Source organism: Balneolales bacterium ANBcel1 (assembly GCA_029688905.1).
Classification (GTDB): Bacteria; Bacteroidota; Rhodothermia; order Balneolales; family Natronogracilivirgulaceae; genus SLLW01.
This window is the reverse complement of record JARULB010000002.1, coordinates 203,528-220,147: the sequence shown is the minus strand read 5'-3', so window position 1 is coordinate 220,147 and position 16,620 is coordinate 203,528. Positions and strand designations below refer to the sequence as shown.

Here is a 16,620-nt window from a genome sequence, read left to right as displayed (position 1 = left end):
AACTCATGGCAGAAGACGAGCAACATCGAATTATCAACTCCATACGTGAGTATCTGAAACTGGAACAGGAAGTGTACGGCCCGTTCCAGGTCCCGGAACCCGCTCCCGCTCCTCAGAAGGAAGAAGCCATGGCAGTATCCGATGAGAACATCTGGGCGGAAAGCTCCGAGTCGGTGCAAGATGCAGCGGAACCGCTGTCGGCCAACAGTCTTGACGAACTGCGCGCAATTTGCGAGAAATCTGATGAACTGCGCACCGATCTGGCCGGCACCAACCTTGTGTTCGGCACAGGCAATCCGGGCGCCGACATCATGTTTATCGGGGAAGCTCCCGGAGCACAGGAGGACAAGCAGGGTGAGCCGTTTGTAGGCCGAGCCGGACAGCTTCTGAACAAAATCCTGGCCGCCATCCATTTCAACCGGGAGGATGTCTATATCGCCAACATCCTAAAGCACAGGCCTCCCAACAACCGGGATCCCCTGCCCGAAGAGCGGCTCCGTAGCCTTCCCTACCTCTACCGACAGATCGACCTGATCGACCCCCGCTGGATCGTCTGTCTCGGCAGGGTTTCCGCCCAAACCCTGCTGGAAACCACCGAGCCCATGAAAACGCTCCGTGGCCGGTTTCATCCCTTCCGGAATAATTTCGAGCTGATGGTAACCTTTCATCCGGCGGCGCTGCTCCGAAATCCCGCGTGGAAACGGGATACCTGGGAGGATATGAAAATGCTGCGCAGAAGCTATGATGAATTGACAGGAAACCGGGATAGTCAGTCCGGTGTATCCGACGCCAGATAGCCGAATGTGACCAGAACCCGGTGTGCTTCTCCGGCGCCCGACAGGCAATTCGGCCTGTTGTACCAGCTGTGGTTCACCAGGCTTGCATCATGGAAAAAAGTGTCCGCTTTTTTTCTTCCGGAAGAGCACTCTTCTTCAATTTTTAATACCTTGTGATCTCTCCTGCCAGCCAAACCGGGCCCGTGGCTCCCGGCTATCGGGGATTGTTTTTCAAACCGAAGGATCGATTTTTTTAATTACAAGATGGCCAACAGTTCGCACACCAAAGATAAAAACAGAAAGCCCGATTCAAATTCACTCCTTGAAGCGCAAGGACGAATTCCGCCACAGGCCGTTGAAATCGAAGAAGCCATTTTGGGCAGCATGCTCATTGAAGAGCAGGCCGCTTCCACCGCCCTGGAAATTCTTCAGGTGGATGATTTCTACAAGCCCGCCCACCGGCATATTTTTGAAGTGCTGACAAAGCTGTTTGAGCGAAATAACCCGCTGGATATTTTGACGGTTGAAAACGAACTCCGCGACCGTGACCTACTCGAGACCGTTGGTGGCAGCGGATATCTCTCCGATCTGACCCGGGCGGTCAGCTCAGCGGCAAATATCGAATATCATTGTCAGATTGTCGCGGAGAAGGCACTCAAGCGCAACCTTATACTTAGTTGCTCGGATATTATTCAGGATGCCTACGACTCGGCCAGCGATTCGTTCGAAGTGCTGGACCAGGCCGAACAGCGTATCTACGAAATTACCAATGCCAGAGCCCGTGGCGGCGGCCAGGCTTTGGGCGAAATCCTGAAAAACACCCTCTCCTATCTGGAAGAGATCCGGGGCAAAAAACTGGGCATCACTGGTGTGCCTACTGGCCTTGACGTGGACCACCTCACCGCCGGCTGGCAGCGGGGGGATCTGATTATTGTCGCCGCCCGGCCTTCCATGGGAAAAACGGCATTTACACTAACAGTAGCCAGGAACGCGTCCCTGAATCAGGATCCAGAGAAACGGGCACCGGTTGCGCTCTTCAGTCTGGAGATGTCCGACCAGGCTCTGGTGCAGAGACTGCTGACGATGGAGGCGCGGGTGGATGCGCAGAAAGCCCGTACCGGCAAACTGGACGACACCGAATTTAAACAGCTCATCGAAGGGGCCGGCAGACTGCACACCGCCCCCATTTTTATTGATGATACCCCCTCTATCAGCATCATGGAGATGCGTTCCAAATGCCGGAGGCTTAAGAACGAACACGACATTGGCCTGGTTGTAGTGGATTATCTTCAGTTGATGACAGGACAGCATAACGACCGGCAGAACCGGGAACAGGAAATTGCCGGTATCTCACGTGGACTCAAGGCCCTGGCCAAAGAGCTTGATGTCCCGGTTATTGCCCTTTCCCAGTTGAGCCGGGCCGTTGAACAGCGGGGAGGTGACAAGCGGCCGCAGCTTAGTGACCTTCGTGAGTCAGGGTCCATTGAGCAGGACGCCGACGTAGTCTGCTTCCTCTACCGTCCCGAGTACTACAAGATAACCACCGACGAGCAGGGCAATTCGACCGAAGGGGTTGCCGAGCTTATTGTGGGCAAGCAGCGAAACGGACCTGTTGGAACTGTGAATCTTCATTTTGTCAAGAACTACGCCCGCTTTGAAAACCTCTCCCGGACCTATGACGATGTGCCCTATCTGGATTCCGGCGACGGAGCAGCGCATGACGCACTACCTGACAAGGCCGGCTCACAGGATAAAAACATCGAAAAGCGCGCGAAAAAAACCGGCTTTACGGCTCCCCCTGACGACGAGGATAGTCCTTTTTAATCGCTTCCAGGCGATCGTCATACTCATGTATGATCACGCTCCAGTCGAGGTGGCGGTTGACGGCCTGCAGTGTCGGCAGGGGCAGTTTCTTGTGGGTCCCGTCCAGTAACCGTTTCATCTTTCGGAACAGATCGGTTTCATCCTCAAAAAAAACCGGTCCGTGCAAGAGGGGTTCCTGCAGCGATTTGGGGATCAGTTCGGGATAGGTCAAGTTCCTGGGCATGACCGGATGGCATCCGCAGTAAACGGCCTCCATGATTGCGGTGCAGAAAAATTCATGCATGGCGGTGGAGACCACAAAGTCTCCTTTCTGGAGCAGGTTGCCGTACTGCTCGCTGTTTTCCACATATCCGTAGTGAAGAATCCGGCTGCCATACCGTTTCCAGGCCTCTTCAAATCTGCCGCTCTGGTCATGTTCATGATCGCCGGCCAGGATCAGGTCAAACGAACACTCTGCGTCATCCAGTTTGTCGATGACGCGGAAAAACTTGTCTGGATCTTTGTCAAATGACCAGCGCTGATTCCAGACGATAACAGGCCGCTGATTGTGCGGACGATTGGTACGCTGCCGCACAGCGGAGTCAAAAACCTTGAGATCCAGGCCGGGGTACAGCCGATCCGCCTTGGCCGCGACTTTCGCAATGGACTCGGACTGCTGATAATCCGGGAACCGGGCCAGGAAACCGGGCAGCGCATCGAGAAAATCCCGCTTGTGGAATTCCGAGTTGAAGAACACGTAATCGGCCGCCAAAACGCTCAGGTAATTGATATAGCAATAGGTTAAATCCCGCTCCTCGGACCCCGGGACCGGTTGGGTGAGCTGATTCTCATGCATGTAGAGAACTATCGGCACATGGGCAAACCGGGGGTTGGTCAGTGCGATAAAAGCGGGGAGGTTGGTCATGCTGCTGGCCAGAACCAGGTCGATGGGTTCGGAAATCGCCTCGGTCTTCTCCGCCAGGGTAACTCCGCCACCGCTCATCCGCCATTTCCAGTGGGTCCCTCTCATGGTCACAGAATAGACGTTGTGACGGGAGTGGGTGCTGAAACCGTCAATAAACGCCCGGTGAGATCCACCCAAAAACGGTTCGACCAAAAGGATATTCATGAATAATGCTCAATATACAAGATGCCAGTTTTCCTCGAACACATCCTGGTGACGAATCTCCTCCCTGCCCTTGAGGTATTCGAGGATCATATCCCCGACAGAACGGTCCAGGTGTTCCAGGACCCGGGCGTTTTCCAGCATATCGAAACCGCCGCCGCCTTCGGTACGGTAGGAGTTGACGGCGATGGTAAACCGGTCATCGTCTGCGACCGCCTCGCCATCATATTCCAGCAGCGTCACTCTCTGGCCCGGATCAAGCCTCAGATCCAGCACATAGTCCACACCCGACACCATATCATAATTAAAACCGGGCCACTCGCGGTTGATTTCGGGCAGGCCGTCATACCCGGTTCCGGTCAGGTAGTACCGTGATGTGTACTCCAGAAATTCGCGGAGTTGCGCACCGGTAATCTCCAGTTTGTACAGGGTATTGAAATAGGGATAGAGCAGGGCAATATCTCCCCTGGTGATATCTCCGGGGCCGAACGATACAGATGTGTTGAAGGCGGCAGCCGCAGAGAGCTGCGCGCCGGTTGCTTTCTTTTGAACATGGTTGATCAGGTCGATGATGGGGGTATCCCTCATTCTGGAATCGCGGGCAGACCATGTCTCCGGAGTTCGGGCCATCGGTTCCGTAACATACTCGACAACCTGAAGATGTGCCTGTTCTGTCATTTCCACAATTTGTGGATGCTCCTCTACCCCTTCAACCGGCAGATTATGGGTTCGTTGACTGATGATGGACACATATCCATCATCGTAGCGAACTAGCTCCAGCATTGCGACACCGAGATGGGAGGCCCATCGGCCGGGCTGGATCACTCCAACAGCGCGTCCATCAAGCCCCTCCAGAACCACATCATCGATGGTACTATGGGTGTGGCCCAGTACCAGCAGGTCAACACCCGCGACCTGCTCTCCGACCGCCCTTCCAAAATTCTCCGCACCAAGTCCTTCACCATGGTAGCTGGTAGTACCATCCAGACCCGAGTGGGCCAAAATGACAACCACATCGGCTCCCTCCTGTTCCCTGACCTCTGTGACATAACGGTGTGCGGCATCCACTCCATCCCCGAAATCCAGAACTCCTTCGACATGGGCTCGATCCCAGACGGCGGATCCCGGGGTGGTTAATCCGATCACCGCAACCCGTATCCCCGCAATATCCTGAATTATGTATGGTGGATACGCAGGATCATCGGACAGGTGATGGTAGATATTGGCTCCCAGAATCGGAGTTTCTGTGAGTGAAATCTGCCGGTTCAGGTAATCGATTCCGAAGTTGAACTCATGGTTTCCAAGCACAATGGCGTCAAAGTTCATTTGGTCGGCAACTTTAAGAAAAGGATACCGGATGTCCGGTTCACTTTGAAGAGCGAAATACTCGGCAAACGGGTTGCCCTGGAGCCAGTCGCCGGCATCCAGCAGCAGTGTATGGCGGTGTTCTCCGCGAATGGAATCGGCCAGCGTGGCCACCTTGGAAAGCGCATAACGGGGCTCGGGCCGGTGTCTGTAATAGTCCCATGCGCGAACCCGGCCATGGACATCCGCAGTTGCCATTACGGCTATGGTCACGGTATCGGCCGGGATTCTTGAATCGTCGCTGGATGTCCCGGCGGAAGCTTCCGGTCCGGAAATAAGAAGCACTGGAAGCCAGATGGAAACAAGCGCCAATACCGGCGATCTGATAGAACTGGAAGGTATCGCCATAGGTCAGATTACCGTTCCGTCTTCGATGACAGCATTCTTTTCCACAACAACGATTCCGTCGACAATAGAATAGTTGTTGTTCTCGGTATATTGATGATGATCGCCGCCAATTATTCGCACGTTGTTACCGATTCGGGCATTTTTGTCAATGATGGCCCGTTCGATGTGACAATCGGCCCCGATTCCGGGGGTCGGTCTGTCGGAGTCTTTCGCCGAAGCAATCTCTTCGAGTGTGGGATAGTAGTCGTTACCCATGATGATGGCATCCTTGATGGTTGTGCCCCGGCCAATGCGGGACCGGATACCGACCACCGAATGCTCGATCCAGGCCGCTTCTACCACACACCCTTCGGCCATGAGCGTGGACTCCATGGTGGTGCCGAAAACCTTGGATGGCGGGAGCAACCGCGCGCGCGTGAAGATCTTCTTTCCTTCCGCATAGAGGTCAAACTGGGGCAACGGGTCGGCCAGTTCCAGATTGGCCTCATAAAACGATTTGATGGTACCAATGTCGGTCCAGTAGCCGGAATAATTGTAACTGGCCACCGGGACATCCGTTTCAATGACTTTTGGAATGATCTCTTTGCCGAAGTCAACGGCATCGGGATTATTGTTGATCAGGTCTCTGAGCAGTTCCAGTTCAAAAATATAGATCCCCATGGAGGCCAGGTAATGCTTTCCCTGGACCTTCTGTTCTTCGGATACTTCAGACTTCCATGACGTGAGCTCATCCATGGACGGCTTCTCGATGAAACTGGTGATCATTCCGTTTGCGTCGGTTTTCATGATTCCGAAACCGGTGGCATCCTCGGCTGTAACAGGAAGGGTCGCAATGGTGAGTCCGGCATTGTTGGCCTTGTGCTGTTTCATCATCTTTCGGTAATCCATCTGATAGAGCTGATCTCCGGAGAGAATCAGGACCTTGTCGGCCGAATGATTTTCCAGATGCCGGAAGGTCTGCCGGACGGCATCCGCCGTCCCCTGAAACCAGTTATGAGAGGTGGGTGTCTGCTCGGCAGCCAGAATATCCACGAACCCGCTGGAAAAAGCATCGAAACTGAACGTGTTTTTGATATGCTGATTCAGAGATGCCGAATTAAACTGTGTGAGAACAAAGATTTTTCTCAACTCGGAGTGGAGGCAGTTGGATATCGGTATATCGACCAGTCTGTACTTTCCACCAACGGGAACGGCCGGTTTGGATCTGCTTTTGGTGAGAGGGTTCAAGCGGGTTCCTGCGCCACCACCTAAAATTACGGCAATCGTCGAATCCATCATAATAGTCACTCCGTGATTAGTGATTGATACATTTCGTGATATTGCTGCGCCGAATTATGCCATGAGAAATCCTTGGAAAGAGCCCGGTTTTGCAACTTTGACTTGAGACCCTCGTCGGCATGGACCGTCATGGCCCGTTTCAATGCTTCAAATGAATCATCCAGATTGAAGTTTTCAAACAGAATACCGTAGCCGTCCGGTTCGGAAAAATCGATAACGGAATCTTTTAGTCCGCCGATACTTCGAACAACGGGTATGGAGCCGTACCTGAGGGCATACATCTGGTTCAAGCCGCACGGTTCCACCCTCGACGGCATAAGCAGAAAATCACTTCCGGCATACATACGGTGCGCCAGTTCTTCATTATAGGTCAGTGATACGTCACAAAAACCGGGGTATCTGTTTTTCAGTTCCTCAAATCTGGTATGTAAAAAAGGATCTCCCGTACCCAAAATCAAAAAACTTGCCTTCAGGCCGGTTTCCAGAAAACGAATGATGAGGTCGGGCAGCAAGTCGGCCCCCTTCTCATCAACCAGTCTACCTATAAAAACAAACAGCGGAAGATCGGCATCCAGTTCAAACTGGTGGCACAACCATTCCTTGTTTTTCTTTTTGCCCTGCAGCACGTTTTTGGCATCGTAATTCTCTATGATCAGCGGATCTGTGGCCGGATTCCAGATATCGCTGTCGATGCCGTTGATGATGCCTCTTGACTTGCCCCTTTCATTGGCAAGCAGCGATTCCAGCCCTTTACTGGAGAGTTGCAGCTCTTCGAGATAGGATTGCGATACCGTGGTGATCTGCCAGGCGGTGCGTACTCCGGCCGACAATGCGTTCATCTGGCCGTTCCAGTACAGGTAGCCTTCCCGTTGGGGGTCGATAGTCGGCAGAAGTGAGCTCTTTCCTGAATCGTACCACCCCTGGTAATGTCCGTTATGAATCGTCAAAATGGATGGAATGGATGCAAATTCATGAAAAACGGGCGAACTGGTCATCAAAAAAGGAATCAGTGCGGTATGATGATCGTGGCAATGGATGATATCCGGTTTTTTGCTGAAGGACTTCATCCAATCCAAAGTGGCAATCTGAAAGGACAGGAATCGTTCATATTCATCCCAGTAAGGAAAATCGCTGTTGGGATCGATATAGATGCCCGGCCGGTCCAGTTTCCCGGGGATATCCACAAGAAACAGAGGGAATCCAAGAATGCCCCCCTCCTCTCTCATGATCCGGTAGTGGAATCGCTCATCACCCATTCGCGTGATACCGTCGTGGACCTGCTTGAGTTGATGGTTGCGAACCCAGGGAATGTCGAAATGGGGCATGACCACCCACGAGTCGACATCAAATTGCTGCAGGTATTTGGGAAGAGCTCCGACAACATCGCCAAGACCGCCGGCTTTGGCGACCGGATAGCATTCAAAACTGACCTGTATTACCTGCATAGTGAAACAATTATTTAAATAATTCGTAGGTGTCCCAAATCGATTTATCGCGGTTTCAGATGCACCTGTTTCCGGAAGGGCGCATTTGCGTAAAATATATCGGTTTTATTGGTATATAAGGATTTCATCAAGTATGATACAAACCTTATTTTCATGTGTAAAAATTTATTTTTTTCATAATGTCACATGTAGCATCCATGAATTTGATCATTCGCCTGTGTGGCCGAATTGTTGGCCATGGATGTTTCATCTATCCTCATTTGGAGGGGGGCATATCAGAAATAACCCACAGATCATGAATGATACCGTTGTAGCGTTTGAGAATGTAGTAAAAAAGTTCGGAGATCAACGTGCTGTTGATGATGTATCCTTTACCGTAAACGAAGGGCGAATCTTTGGTTTACTGGGGCCCAACGGTGCGGGTAAAACCACCAGCATCCGAATGCTGACCCATATACTGGTTCCCGATTCGGGTGTGATCCGGGTATACGGGGAGCAGGCCGGCCCCGGAACCCAGCATAAACTCGGCTATCTTCCGGAGGAACGGGGGCTTTACAAAAAGATGAAGGTAGGCGAGCAACTTGTCTATCTTTGCCGGCTAAGAGGACTCTCCCGCCATGACGCCAGGGAGAAAATCCGGTTCTGGCTGGACCGATTTGGCGCTTCCGACTGGACAGGAAAGGAGATCGGTGAACTCTCGAAAGGCATGCAGCAGAAAATCCAGTTTGTCGCCACCATCGCCCACGATCCGCAATGTCTGATATTTGACGAGCCTTTCAGCGGACTGGATCCCATCAACAGTGAAATGCTGAAAGAGGTGATCCTCGAGCTCAGGGCGGCAGGAAAGACCATCTTCTTTGCCACACACCGCATGGAGCAGGTTGAACAACTGTGCGACGATATCGCCCTGTTCAACAACGGGAAGCTGGTACTCAACGGAGAACTGTCGCAGATCAAGGCTTCCTATGGCAAAAACAGCATCCGGCTCAAATTTCATGGCGACCACACATTTCTGGACCGCCTGGAAAATGTCCGCATCAACAACCGCTCCGTGCATTATGCCGAGATCCGCTTGCTTGATGGCGCCGACGACCAGGCCATACTGCGGGAAGCCCAGAAACATGCCCGTGTTGAAGGGTTTGAGCTGATTGAACCCGGCCTGCAGGAAATTTTCATCGATACCGTCACCGGATAACTCTTCCCCAATCCACAGAAATTCCAAAACAGGATGTAACAATGCTTTCAACAGAAAAACTGCTGCTAATTATTCAAAGGGAATACCTGGTCAGGCTGAAAAGCAAGGTTTTCATTGTCACCACCATCCTGGCACCCGTGTTTATGATTTTACTACTGGTGATTCCCAGCCTGGTTCATGTACTGACAAGCGACACAGAACGCCGCTTCCAGGTATATGACGAAACCGGGGTCATCGCACAACGGATGATCGCTACCGATTCGGTGTTTTACCAACCGGCCAATGCATCTACGGAAGAGTTGAGACAAAGACTCCAGGTCGGATCCATCGAGGGATACATCCTAATTCCACACGAAGTCCTGGATGGCCGGGGCCAGCCCGCTTTCTACCACGATGGCAGCGCCGGAATGACAACCACATCACGAATTCGCTCCGATATTCGTGAGTTTGTGCGGCAGGAGCGGCTTGACCGTCTGGAGGCGTCGGATGAAATTCGCGCAGTGCTGAGTGAGCGTATCTCCGTAAACAACTACACCATAACCGAAACGGGCGAAGAAGCCGCAGACACCGGTGCATCGGCGGCTATTGGCTTTATCATGGGGTTCATCATATACGGAGCGATGCTCGGGTATGGTACCGTCATCATGCGAAGCGTTATGGAAGAGAAGTCCTCGCGTGTTGTAGAGGTTATTGCTTCATCGGTTCGTCCCTTCGAGTTGTTGCTTGGAAAAGTGACCGGTGTTGCGCTTCTGGGCCTCACACAGTTTCTAATCTGGGCATTTTCCGGGGCATTGTTGATGATGGCGGCCGGACCGGTATTGGCCTTGTTTACCGGGGCTGATGCCGCTACCGCCGAAGCCGCCGGTGAAGCTGCCGCCTTTACCCTGCCCACAATCTCGCCGATGGTCTGGGTCGGTTTCGTGCTGTTCTTTTTGCTCGGTTATCTGGTGTACAGCGCCCTGTTTGCAGCGGTAGGCTCGGCCATTGAGCAGGAATCCGACAGCCAGCAGCTTCAGATCCCCATCATAATGCTGATTGTCGTGCCGCTTATATTTCTGATGACCGTCTCGGAGAACCCCAATTCCACTCTGGCCATAGCACTCTCCATGTTTCCATTTTTCGCACCCATCCTGATGCCGGTTCGTATGGCCGTGGTCTCGGTGCCTTTATGGCAGTTTGCCGGAACCATGGCTATCATGATCCTGACATTTCTGGTACTTATCTGGATGAGTTCCCGTATCTACCGCATCGGTATTCTCATGTACGGAAAGAAGGCGTCGTTCAGGGAACTGGTCAAGTGGGTCAGGCAGGCGTGATGCCCCAGGGCCTCGGTCACAGCTTTATGGGCAGGTAAATGCGGCTGATGGTCTGAATCAGCTGTGCCGGTCCGTGAGCGCGATTCGCCATGGATGAATTACACAAACGTCGTAACCTTTAGTCCTCAGTTCAGGCTTATAGGAGTGCTGAAGGCCACGTCGGCAAGGTCGTAGTGAGACTGTTTAATGATGCGCTTGCGTGCAATTTCATGGGTGGTGCGATGCAGAAACATGAACATTACCCCATCCCGGTTGAATCCGCTCTTGATGAGCTTGTTCATGGTTGAACGGAAATTGCGGTATTCGTGATCGTTCAGAATGTCGGAAACCCAGGCGTCAATGACTTCATCCCGCTTGGATTTGGGGGGTAGTTTGATGATGTAATTCATAAACTGATAGCCGGTTGCTTTAATTTACTCAGAAAGCTTGTGTTCCTGCACACGTTTCAATATACGAAGATCGTACTCTTTCAACAGTCTGGACTCCAAAAAAGGTCCCCGTTTTTCCGCTTCCAGTGCCGAGAGTGAAAACAGGGTTAAAAATCGAATCCTGGGATCGGCATCATCGGCGCATTTTTCAAGAAAGGCCGATTGCCAGTTGGAGTTAAACTCACTTTGCCGCAGCAGACGGTAAGCTTTCCAGCGCAGATCAAACGGATAATCTTCCAGCAGATACAGCGAAGCCGCATCAACACTTTCTTCTGTTATCGGCAATTCGAAGAGTTCCCTAAGCAACGTTTTGGTGAAAAGCAGCTCCTGTCGGTCCTCCCTCAGAAAACGGATGGCAAAGTCACGAAACTCCTCTTCATCTACAAGATGCCGGTAAGTGCCGATAGCCATATTGACAAAGGCGATGTCGTCTGAAACCTGAATAATGGACATCACTTCATCCTCAACCCGCCGTACACCGGGGTATCTTTTGAGGGCGTTCATGGAAACTTCGCGAATCTCCGGATTCGAACTGGAAAGCCCGTCCAGAAAACGACGTTCGGTGCCGCTGGCCCCTGCCGTGATTTCAGCCAGCAGATCATACATGGCCGCCTGTACATGCGGGTCCTGTTCTCTACCGATCACATCCTGAACCGCAAGCTGCAGATCGGGGTCATCCGCAAAATCCTTGAGAGCCTCCGCCGCCTTAATTCTGTGCTGCGGCCGGACCGATCTTCTGAGCTGATGCATCCAGAAGGAAAATGGTTTTTCCACAGTGAATGAGAGCTCCAGTTCCGAGGCATCCGAAACCGTAATATTGCTTACAAGCCCTCCCGGCTCCACCGTAAGCTGATCCCCTTGCCCATGAAAAGCGTATTCGTTTTCAATAATGCGCCCGTCCCGGTTCCATGCAACTGTAACAGGGAACATGCGGTCCTTAATTTCGCCAAGAGGTTCAATATTGAGCCGGTAGCTGTCGGAGCCTCTTACCTCCTCTACCACGACGCTGAACTGAAAAGCGGGCTCCGGTTCCGGATGACCGATTTCCGGAGCTTCTATCCACAGACCGGTTTGTTCGTAAAGTCGGCCGGAAAACCAGGAGTTGTCGCGAACGCCACGCTCCCCGGCATGGTCTCGTAGTGAAGCAGCAAGAGTGGAAACCAGGATTTCCTGCATTCCTCCGGTCCCGGGAGCTGATTGCACATAGCGGCGTGCCCATTGCCAGCGGTCCATATCCTCATAGCCATACACGGTTTCCGGTATTTCAAAAGCCTGTTCCAGAGAGTTTCGGCCGTTGTTCCACTCCGCATGTCCCGCCTCTTCAGCTGCCAATGCCTGCAATAGCGTAATGAATGTGTACTGGTGGCGGGCGGACGAACGAAGCGCTATGCCAAACCACTGAGCGGCAAGAGCACGATCCAGCTGAGCATCCATGCCTTCGAGGGATTTATACAGGAAGGCTGTGCCGGCGGCATAGGATCGCGTTTCCCATCGGTCATCCGGCAATATGACAATCTGTATGGCCGAAACGGGAACCTCACTTCTAAACTGTCGTTCCAGGCTTCGGAGCTGGCGCACCATCTGGTCTAACAAACCGCGGCGTTCATCGGCGGTTATTGCCCCGGCTTCATGGTAAACACGCAGGTTTTTAGTGCCGTAGAACGCTTCCTCCACATCGAAATCTCCGACTGCAAAGGAGACTTCCGAAAGCGGTACCGGCGATTCATGTACCCAGAAAAATCGCTGAGCGTCGCCATTCGATTCCGATGACTCCAGAACGCCACCGGAAACCGCCTGATACCCGTCAGGCACCTCGATCGTCAACTCAAGCGGAACCGTAACCCTTGGATGAACGGGGCCCGGCAACCAGTGACCGGTTCCTCCGGGAAGGTTTGATGAGAACATAGTGCCGGACGGCAGAAAATGGACTCCGAACAAGGGACTGGTTTCGTATGATAGCGAAACCGTAGCCACCTTATCCGGGGATAACGGATCCCCGAATCGCAGAAACAAGGTGTCGCCCACAGTTTCATATCCGAAATCTTCCATACTGGCGGAGACATCCGAAAGTGTCAACCCGGGTGCGAACCATGCCAGTTCCGTGACGTGAGCGTGTTTTGGACGAAACCGGTAGGTAACCTCCCCTTCCAGTATTCTTTGCTCCGGATGAACGCTTATAAACGCTACCGCTTCCGTATAGGCAACTTCCAGCGCAGGATGCGTCGGATAATCACCGGGCGGCATCTTCCGTTCCTCTGCCTGCAGGCCGGGAGCGGCAATGACCGGGAGCATGCCGGTGATGATGACAAAAACGAAGAGTTTCACCATTAGAGGTCTCAAATTTCAAGGTTACATGAACACTGTCTTACGCGCCGCGGCTCTGCATAACGGCCAGGACCTTGCCGGCAAGCGTTTCGCCGGCTGAGAACCCGTGTCCGCTTTCAATGGAAGCTTTGCCGGAAAAATCAAGGAAATGTCCGCCGGCTTCCTGGAGAATCGGCAGCAACGGGGCCGCATCCCAGATATTCAGCAGCGGGTCGAACATGATATCTGCCCGGCCTGTTGCAACCATCATGTGGCCGTAGGCATCGCCCCAGGTCCGGTGCAATCGGCAGGTGGACAGCAGTTTTGTAAACGGCTCCATCAGGTTTTCCTGGATAATCGTCGTCATATCCGTGGAGAGCAGTGTTGCTTCGCTGAGTGAATGGGTCTCCCTGACGCGGCAATCGGTACCGTTGTAGCGAGCACCAAGTCCGATTCCGGCTTCACACAATTCGTCAGTTGCGGGCGCGTAAATAACACCCGCCTCCGGTTCACCATCAACGGTTATACCGATCAGGGTGGTGTAAAGCGGTACGCCGTGAATAAAAGAGAGTGTGCCGTCGATAGGGTCCAGAATCCATTTCACGGATTTGCTCTCTCCCTCGTTGCCGTACTCTTCACCGATGATGCCGTGATCCGGGTAGGTGTTCCCGATTTGCTTCCGCATCCACTCTTCTGCCTCTCTGTCGGCAACGGTAACAGGCGAATCGTCATCTTTTCGGTCGACATCCACGCCTTTTCGGAATCGGGAAAGGGTCAATTTCCCAGCAGTTCGTGCGAGGTATATTGCAAATTGTAATAATTGCTGTTTCGTAGTTAGATTCATTGGAAATCGTTTGGAGTGCTGATATATTTGGCTCCTGCCTTGCCGGCCGTCTCGTTCACGATGCTACGGACAGATCCGTATTCGAATTCATGGCGACCGTTGCATGCAGGCCGGGTTTTAACCGGCTATAACGTATTGATCGATTGAAAAATAGCAAAATTTATGGCATCCGAAGGAATTATTTCGCAAATCGCAAAAGAGATCAACATGGCTCCCGCGCAGGTCGCGGCGGTGTCTGCCCTTCTTGATGAAGGTGCGACCATCCCCTTCATCGCCCGCTACCGGCAAGAACGCACCGGCGGACTGGATGAAGAGCAGCTTCGTGATATAAGGGATCGCCTCGAGTTTATCAGACTCCTGAACGAGCGCCGGGAAAGTATTCTGGGTGTGATTCGCGAGCAGGGAAAACTGACCGAGGAACTGGCTGCCGAAATTGCCTCTTGCAAGACTTTAAAGGAGCTGGAGGACCTCTATCTCCCCTATAAACCAAAACGAAAAACAAGAGCTTCTGTGGCGCGCGAAAAAGGTCTCGAGCCACTGGCAATCCTGATGTGGGAGGAGGAAAATGTTACGGGCGATCCAGAGACACTCGCCATGGATTATCTGGATGCCGAAAAAAACGTCCATTCCGTCGAAGAGGCGCTTCAAGGGGCACGTGACATCTGCGCCGAGTGGATCAATGAAGAGGTGGATATCCGCAACAGTATTCGTAAACAGATCGAACGGCACGGGGTGCTTTCCGTCACCAAAACCAAACAACCGGATGAAAAGGAGACCTATCGGGAGTACTACGAATTCGCGGCAAAACTCACCCACGTCCGGCCGCATCAGATCCTGGCCGTCAACCGTGGGGAACGTGAAGGAATTCTGAGTGCAAATATAGAAATATTGGAAGATAAGGCCGTTGAAAAAATTGAGCGCCATATTATTACGAACTCTAAATCCATATTCACTGAACAGCTGAAGCTTTCAGCGGCGGATGCGTTTCGCCGCCTTCTGTTCCCGGCGCTGGAACGGGAAGCCCGCAAGGAATTGACCGGGAAAGCGGAAGAACACGCCATCGGTACCTTTGCGGAAAATCTGAAAAACCTGTTGCTTCAACCACCCCTCTCATCGCAAAACGTGATCGGAATCGATCCGGGCTACCGAACCGGGTGCAAGGTTGCCGTTGTGGATGCTACGGGCAAGTATCTTGAGGGCACAACCATCTACCCTACACCACCCCGAAAGAAGATTCGTGAGTCCATTGCGGTTCTGGATGATTTGATCGAACGGCACGGCGTGAGCCTGATCGCCATTGGCAACGGAACCGGGAGCAGGGAAACCGAACAGGTGGTTGCCGAACTGATCGGCTTGCGAAAAGAGAAGAAGGCCGATGAAACCCTTCACTATCTAATTGTCAATGAGGCGGGAGCATCCGTCTATTCGGCCTCGCCACTGGCGAAGCAGGAGTTTCCGGATCTGGAAGCCGCCATGAGAGGCAACATCTCCATTGCCCGCCGGGTGCAGGATCCGCTGGCTGAGCTGGTGAAGATTGATCCGAAATCCATAGGTGTGGGATTGTACCAGCACGATGTAAACCAGGTTCAGCTTTCCCGCAAACTGGATGATGTAGTGGAAAGCTGTGTGAATATGGTCGGAATCAATGTAAATACGGCCAGCTCTGCCCTGCTTGCTTATGTTTCGGGCCTCAGCAGTACCATAGCCAAAAATATTGTCTTGCACCGTGACCAGAACGGGCCATTCCGTAATCGGGAGCAGCTCAGGAGTGTTGCCGGAGTCGGCGAGTTTCGATTCCAGCAGGCAGCGGGATTTCTTCGCATACCGGACTCCCCTCAGCCGCTGGACAACACGGCCATCCATCCGGAAAGTTACGAAGCGGCCGAAATCGTCTGTAAAAAAGTGGGTATTGAACCTGGGAAAATTCGGGACATGGCCGATCTGCTGCCGCTTAAATTCAGGGATCTGGATCTCGACAGGACTGCAGAAAGTGCCGGAATTGGTTTGCCTACGCTGAAACTGATCATTGAAAACCTGCAGAAACCGGGACGTGATCCCCGGGAATCGCTGCCCAAGCCCCTCCTGAAGCAGAATATTCTGTCCATGAGTGATTTACGGGAGGGACAGGAGCTGGAGGGAACCGTTCGAAACGTGGTTGATTTCGGAGCCTTTGTCGATATCGGTGTAAAGCAGGACGGGCTGCTGCATATTTCAAAAATGAGCGACCGCAAACGGGTTAACAATCCTCATGAGGTGGTATCTGTAGGTGATATTATCCGGGTCCGAATAGACTCCCTGGATGAGCAACGAGGGAGGATCGGTCTCGAGATGGTAACAGACAAAAAGCCGGCCACGTAATGTGTTCAGTGTACGGGCTGCGTAACCAGCCCTG

General features: G+C 52.7%; 12 protein-coding genes. 5 read left to right on the top strand and 7 right to left on the bottom strand.

Going from position 1 to position 16,620, the window contains the following annotated elements:
• Positions 1-5: 5 nt before the first annotated feature.
• Together QA596_03125 and dnaB are read left to right on the top strand one after the other, a co-directional pair.
• Positions 6-797, top strand: a complete 792-nt coding sequence (locus QA596_03125) for a uracil-DNA glycosylase (GenBank protein ID MDG5766446.1) — start codon at positions 6-8, stop codon at positions 795-797.
• Positions 798-1,040: 243 nt separating this feature from the next.
• Positions 1,041-2,600 (top strand): replicative DNA helicase, encoded by a 1,560-nt coding sequence (dnaB, locus tag QA596_03120; protein ID MDG5766445.1) that lies wholly within the window; start codon positions 1,041-1,043, stop codon positions 2,598-2,600.
• Here dnaB and QA596_03115 read toward each other — a convergent pair.
• The 4 genes from QA596_03115 to QA596_03100 are packed head-to-tail and all read right to left on the bottom strand — an operon-like array spanning position 2,563 to position 8,141.
• Positions 2,563-3,708: a DUF3524 domain-containing protein gene (locus tag QA596_03115; GenBank protein ID MDG5766444.1), complete on the bottom strand. Its 1,146-nt coding sequence runs from the start codon at positions 3,706-3,708 to the stop codon at positions 2,563-2,565. The genes dnaB and QA596_03115 overlap by 38 nt on opposite strands.
• 9 nt (positions 3,709-3,717) lie before the next feature.
• Positions 3,718-5,418: a 5'-nucleotidase C-terminal domain-containing protein gene (locus QA596_03110; GenBank protein ID MDG5766443.1), complete on the bottom strand. Its 1,701-nt coding sequence runs from the start codon at positions 5,416-5,418 to the stop codon at positions 3,718-3,720.
• 3 nt (positions 5,419-5,421) lie between these two features.
• On the bottom strand, positions 5,422-6,696 hold the full coding sequence (locus tag QA596_03105; GenBank protein ID MDG5766442.1) for a glucose-1-phosphate adenylyltransferase: 1,275 nt from the start codon (positions 6,694-6,696) through the stop codon (positions 5,422-5,424).
• Between the two features lie 5 nt (positions 6,697-6,701).
• Positions 6,702-8,141, bottom strand: a complete 1,440-nt coding sequence (locus QA596_03100; GenBank protein ID MDG5766441.1) for a glycogen synthase — start codon at positions 8,139-8,141, stop codon at positions 6,702-6,704.
• A 295-nt stretch (positions 8,142-8,436) separates the two neighbouring features.
• Here QA596_03100 and QA596_03095 point away from each other — a divergent pair, with 295 nt between their 5' ends.
• The gene (locus QA596_03095) at positions 8,437-9,336 is read left to right on the top strand and encodes an ATP-binding cassette domain-containing protein (protein ID MDG5766440.1); all 900 of its coding nucleotides are present in this window, start codon (positions 8,437-8,439) and stop codon (positions 9,334-9,336) included.
• A gap of 41 nt (positions 9,337-9,377) precedes the next feature.
• Complete coding sequence (locus QA596_03090; GenBank protein ID MDG5766439.1) at positions 9,378-10,652, top strand: ABC transporter permease; 1,275 nt, start codon at positions 9,378-9,380, stop codon at positions 10,650-10,652.
• Between the two features lie 125 nt (positions 10,653-10,777).
• Here QA596_03090 and QA596_03085 read toward each other — a convergent pair whose 3' ends face one another.
• From QA596_03085 to QA596_03075, 3 genes are read right to left on the bottom strand one after another with little or no spacing between them, the layout of a single operon-like run.
• Positions 10,778-11,041 (bottom strand): hypothetical protein, encoded by a 264-nt coding sequence (locus QA596_03085; protein MDG5766438.1) that lies wholly within the window; start codon positions 11,039-11,041, stop codon positions 10,778-10,780.
• Positions 11,042-11,065: 24 nt separating this feature from the next.
• Positions 11,066-13,408 (bottom strand): hypothetical protein, encoded by a 2,343-nt coding sequence (locus tag QA596_03080; protein ID MDG5766437.1) that lies wholly within the window; start codon positions 13,406-13,408, stop codon positions 11,066-11,068.
• 37 nt (positions 13,409-13,445) lie between these two features.
• Positions 13,446-14,228: an inositol monophosphatase family protein gene (locus tag QA596_03075; GenBank protein MDG5766436.1), complete on the bottom strand. Its 783-nt coding sequence runs from the start codon at positions 14,226-14,228 to the stop codon at positions 13,446-13,448.
• A 162-nt stretch (positions 14,229-14,390) separates the two neighbouring features.
• On the opposite strand from QA596_03075, the gene QA596_03070 reads away from it, so the two are divergent.
• Positions 14,391-16,586 carry a Tex family protein gene (locus QA596_03070; GenBank protein MDG5766435.1) on the top strand — a complete coding sequence of 732 codons (2,196 nt, stop codon included), beginning with the start codon at positions 14,391-14,393 and terminating at the stop codon, positions 16,584-16,586.
• The last annotated feature ends 34 nt before the right edge of the window (positions 16,587-16,620 follow it).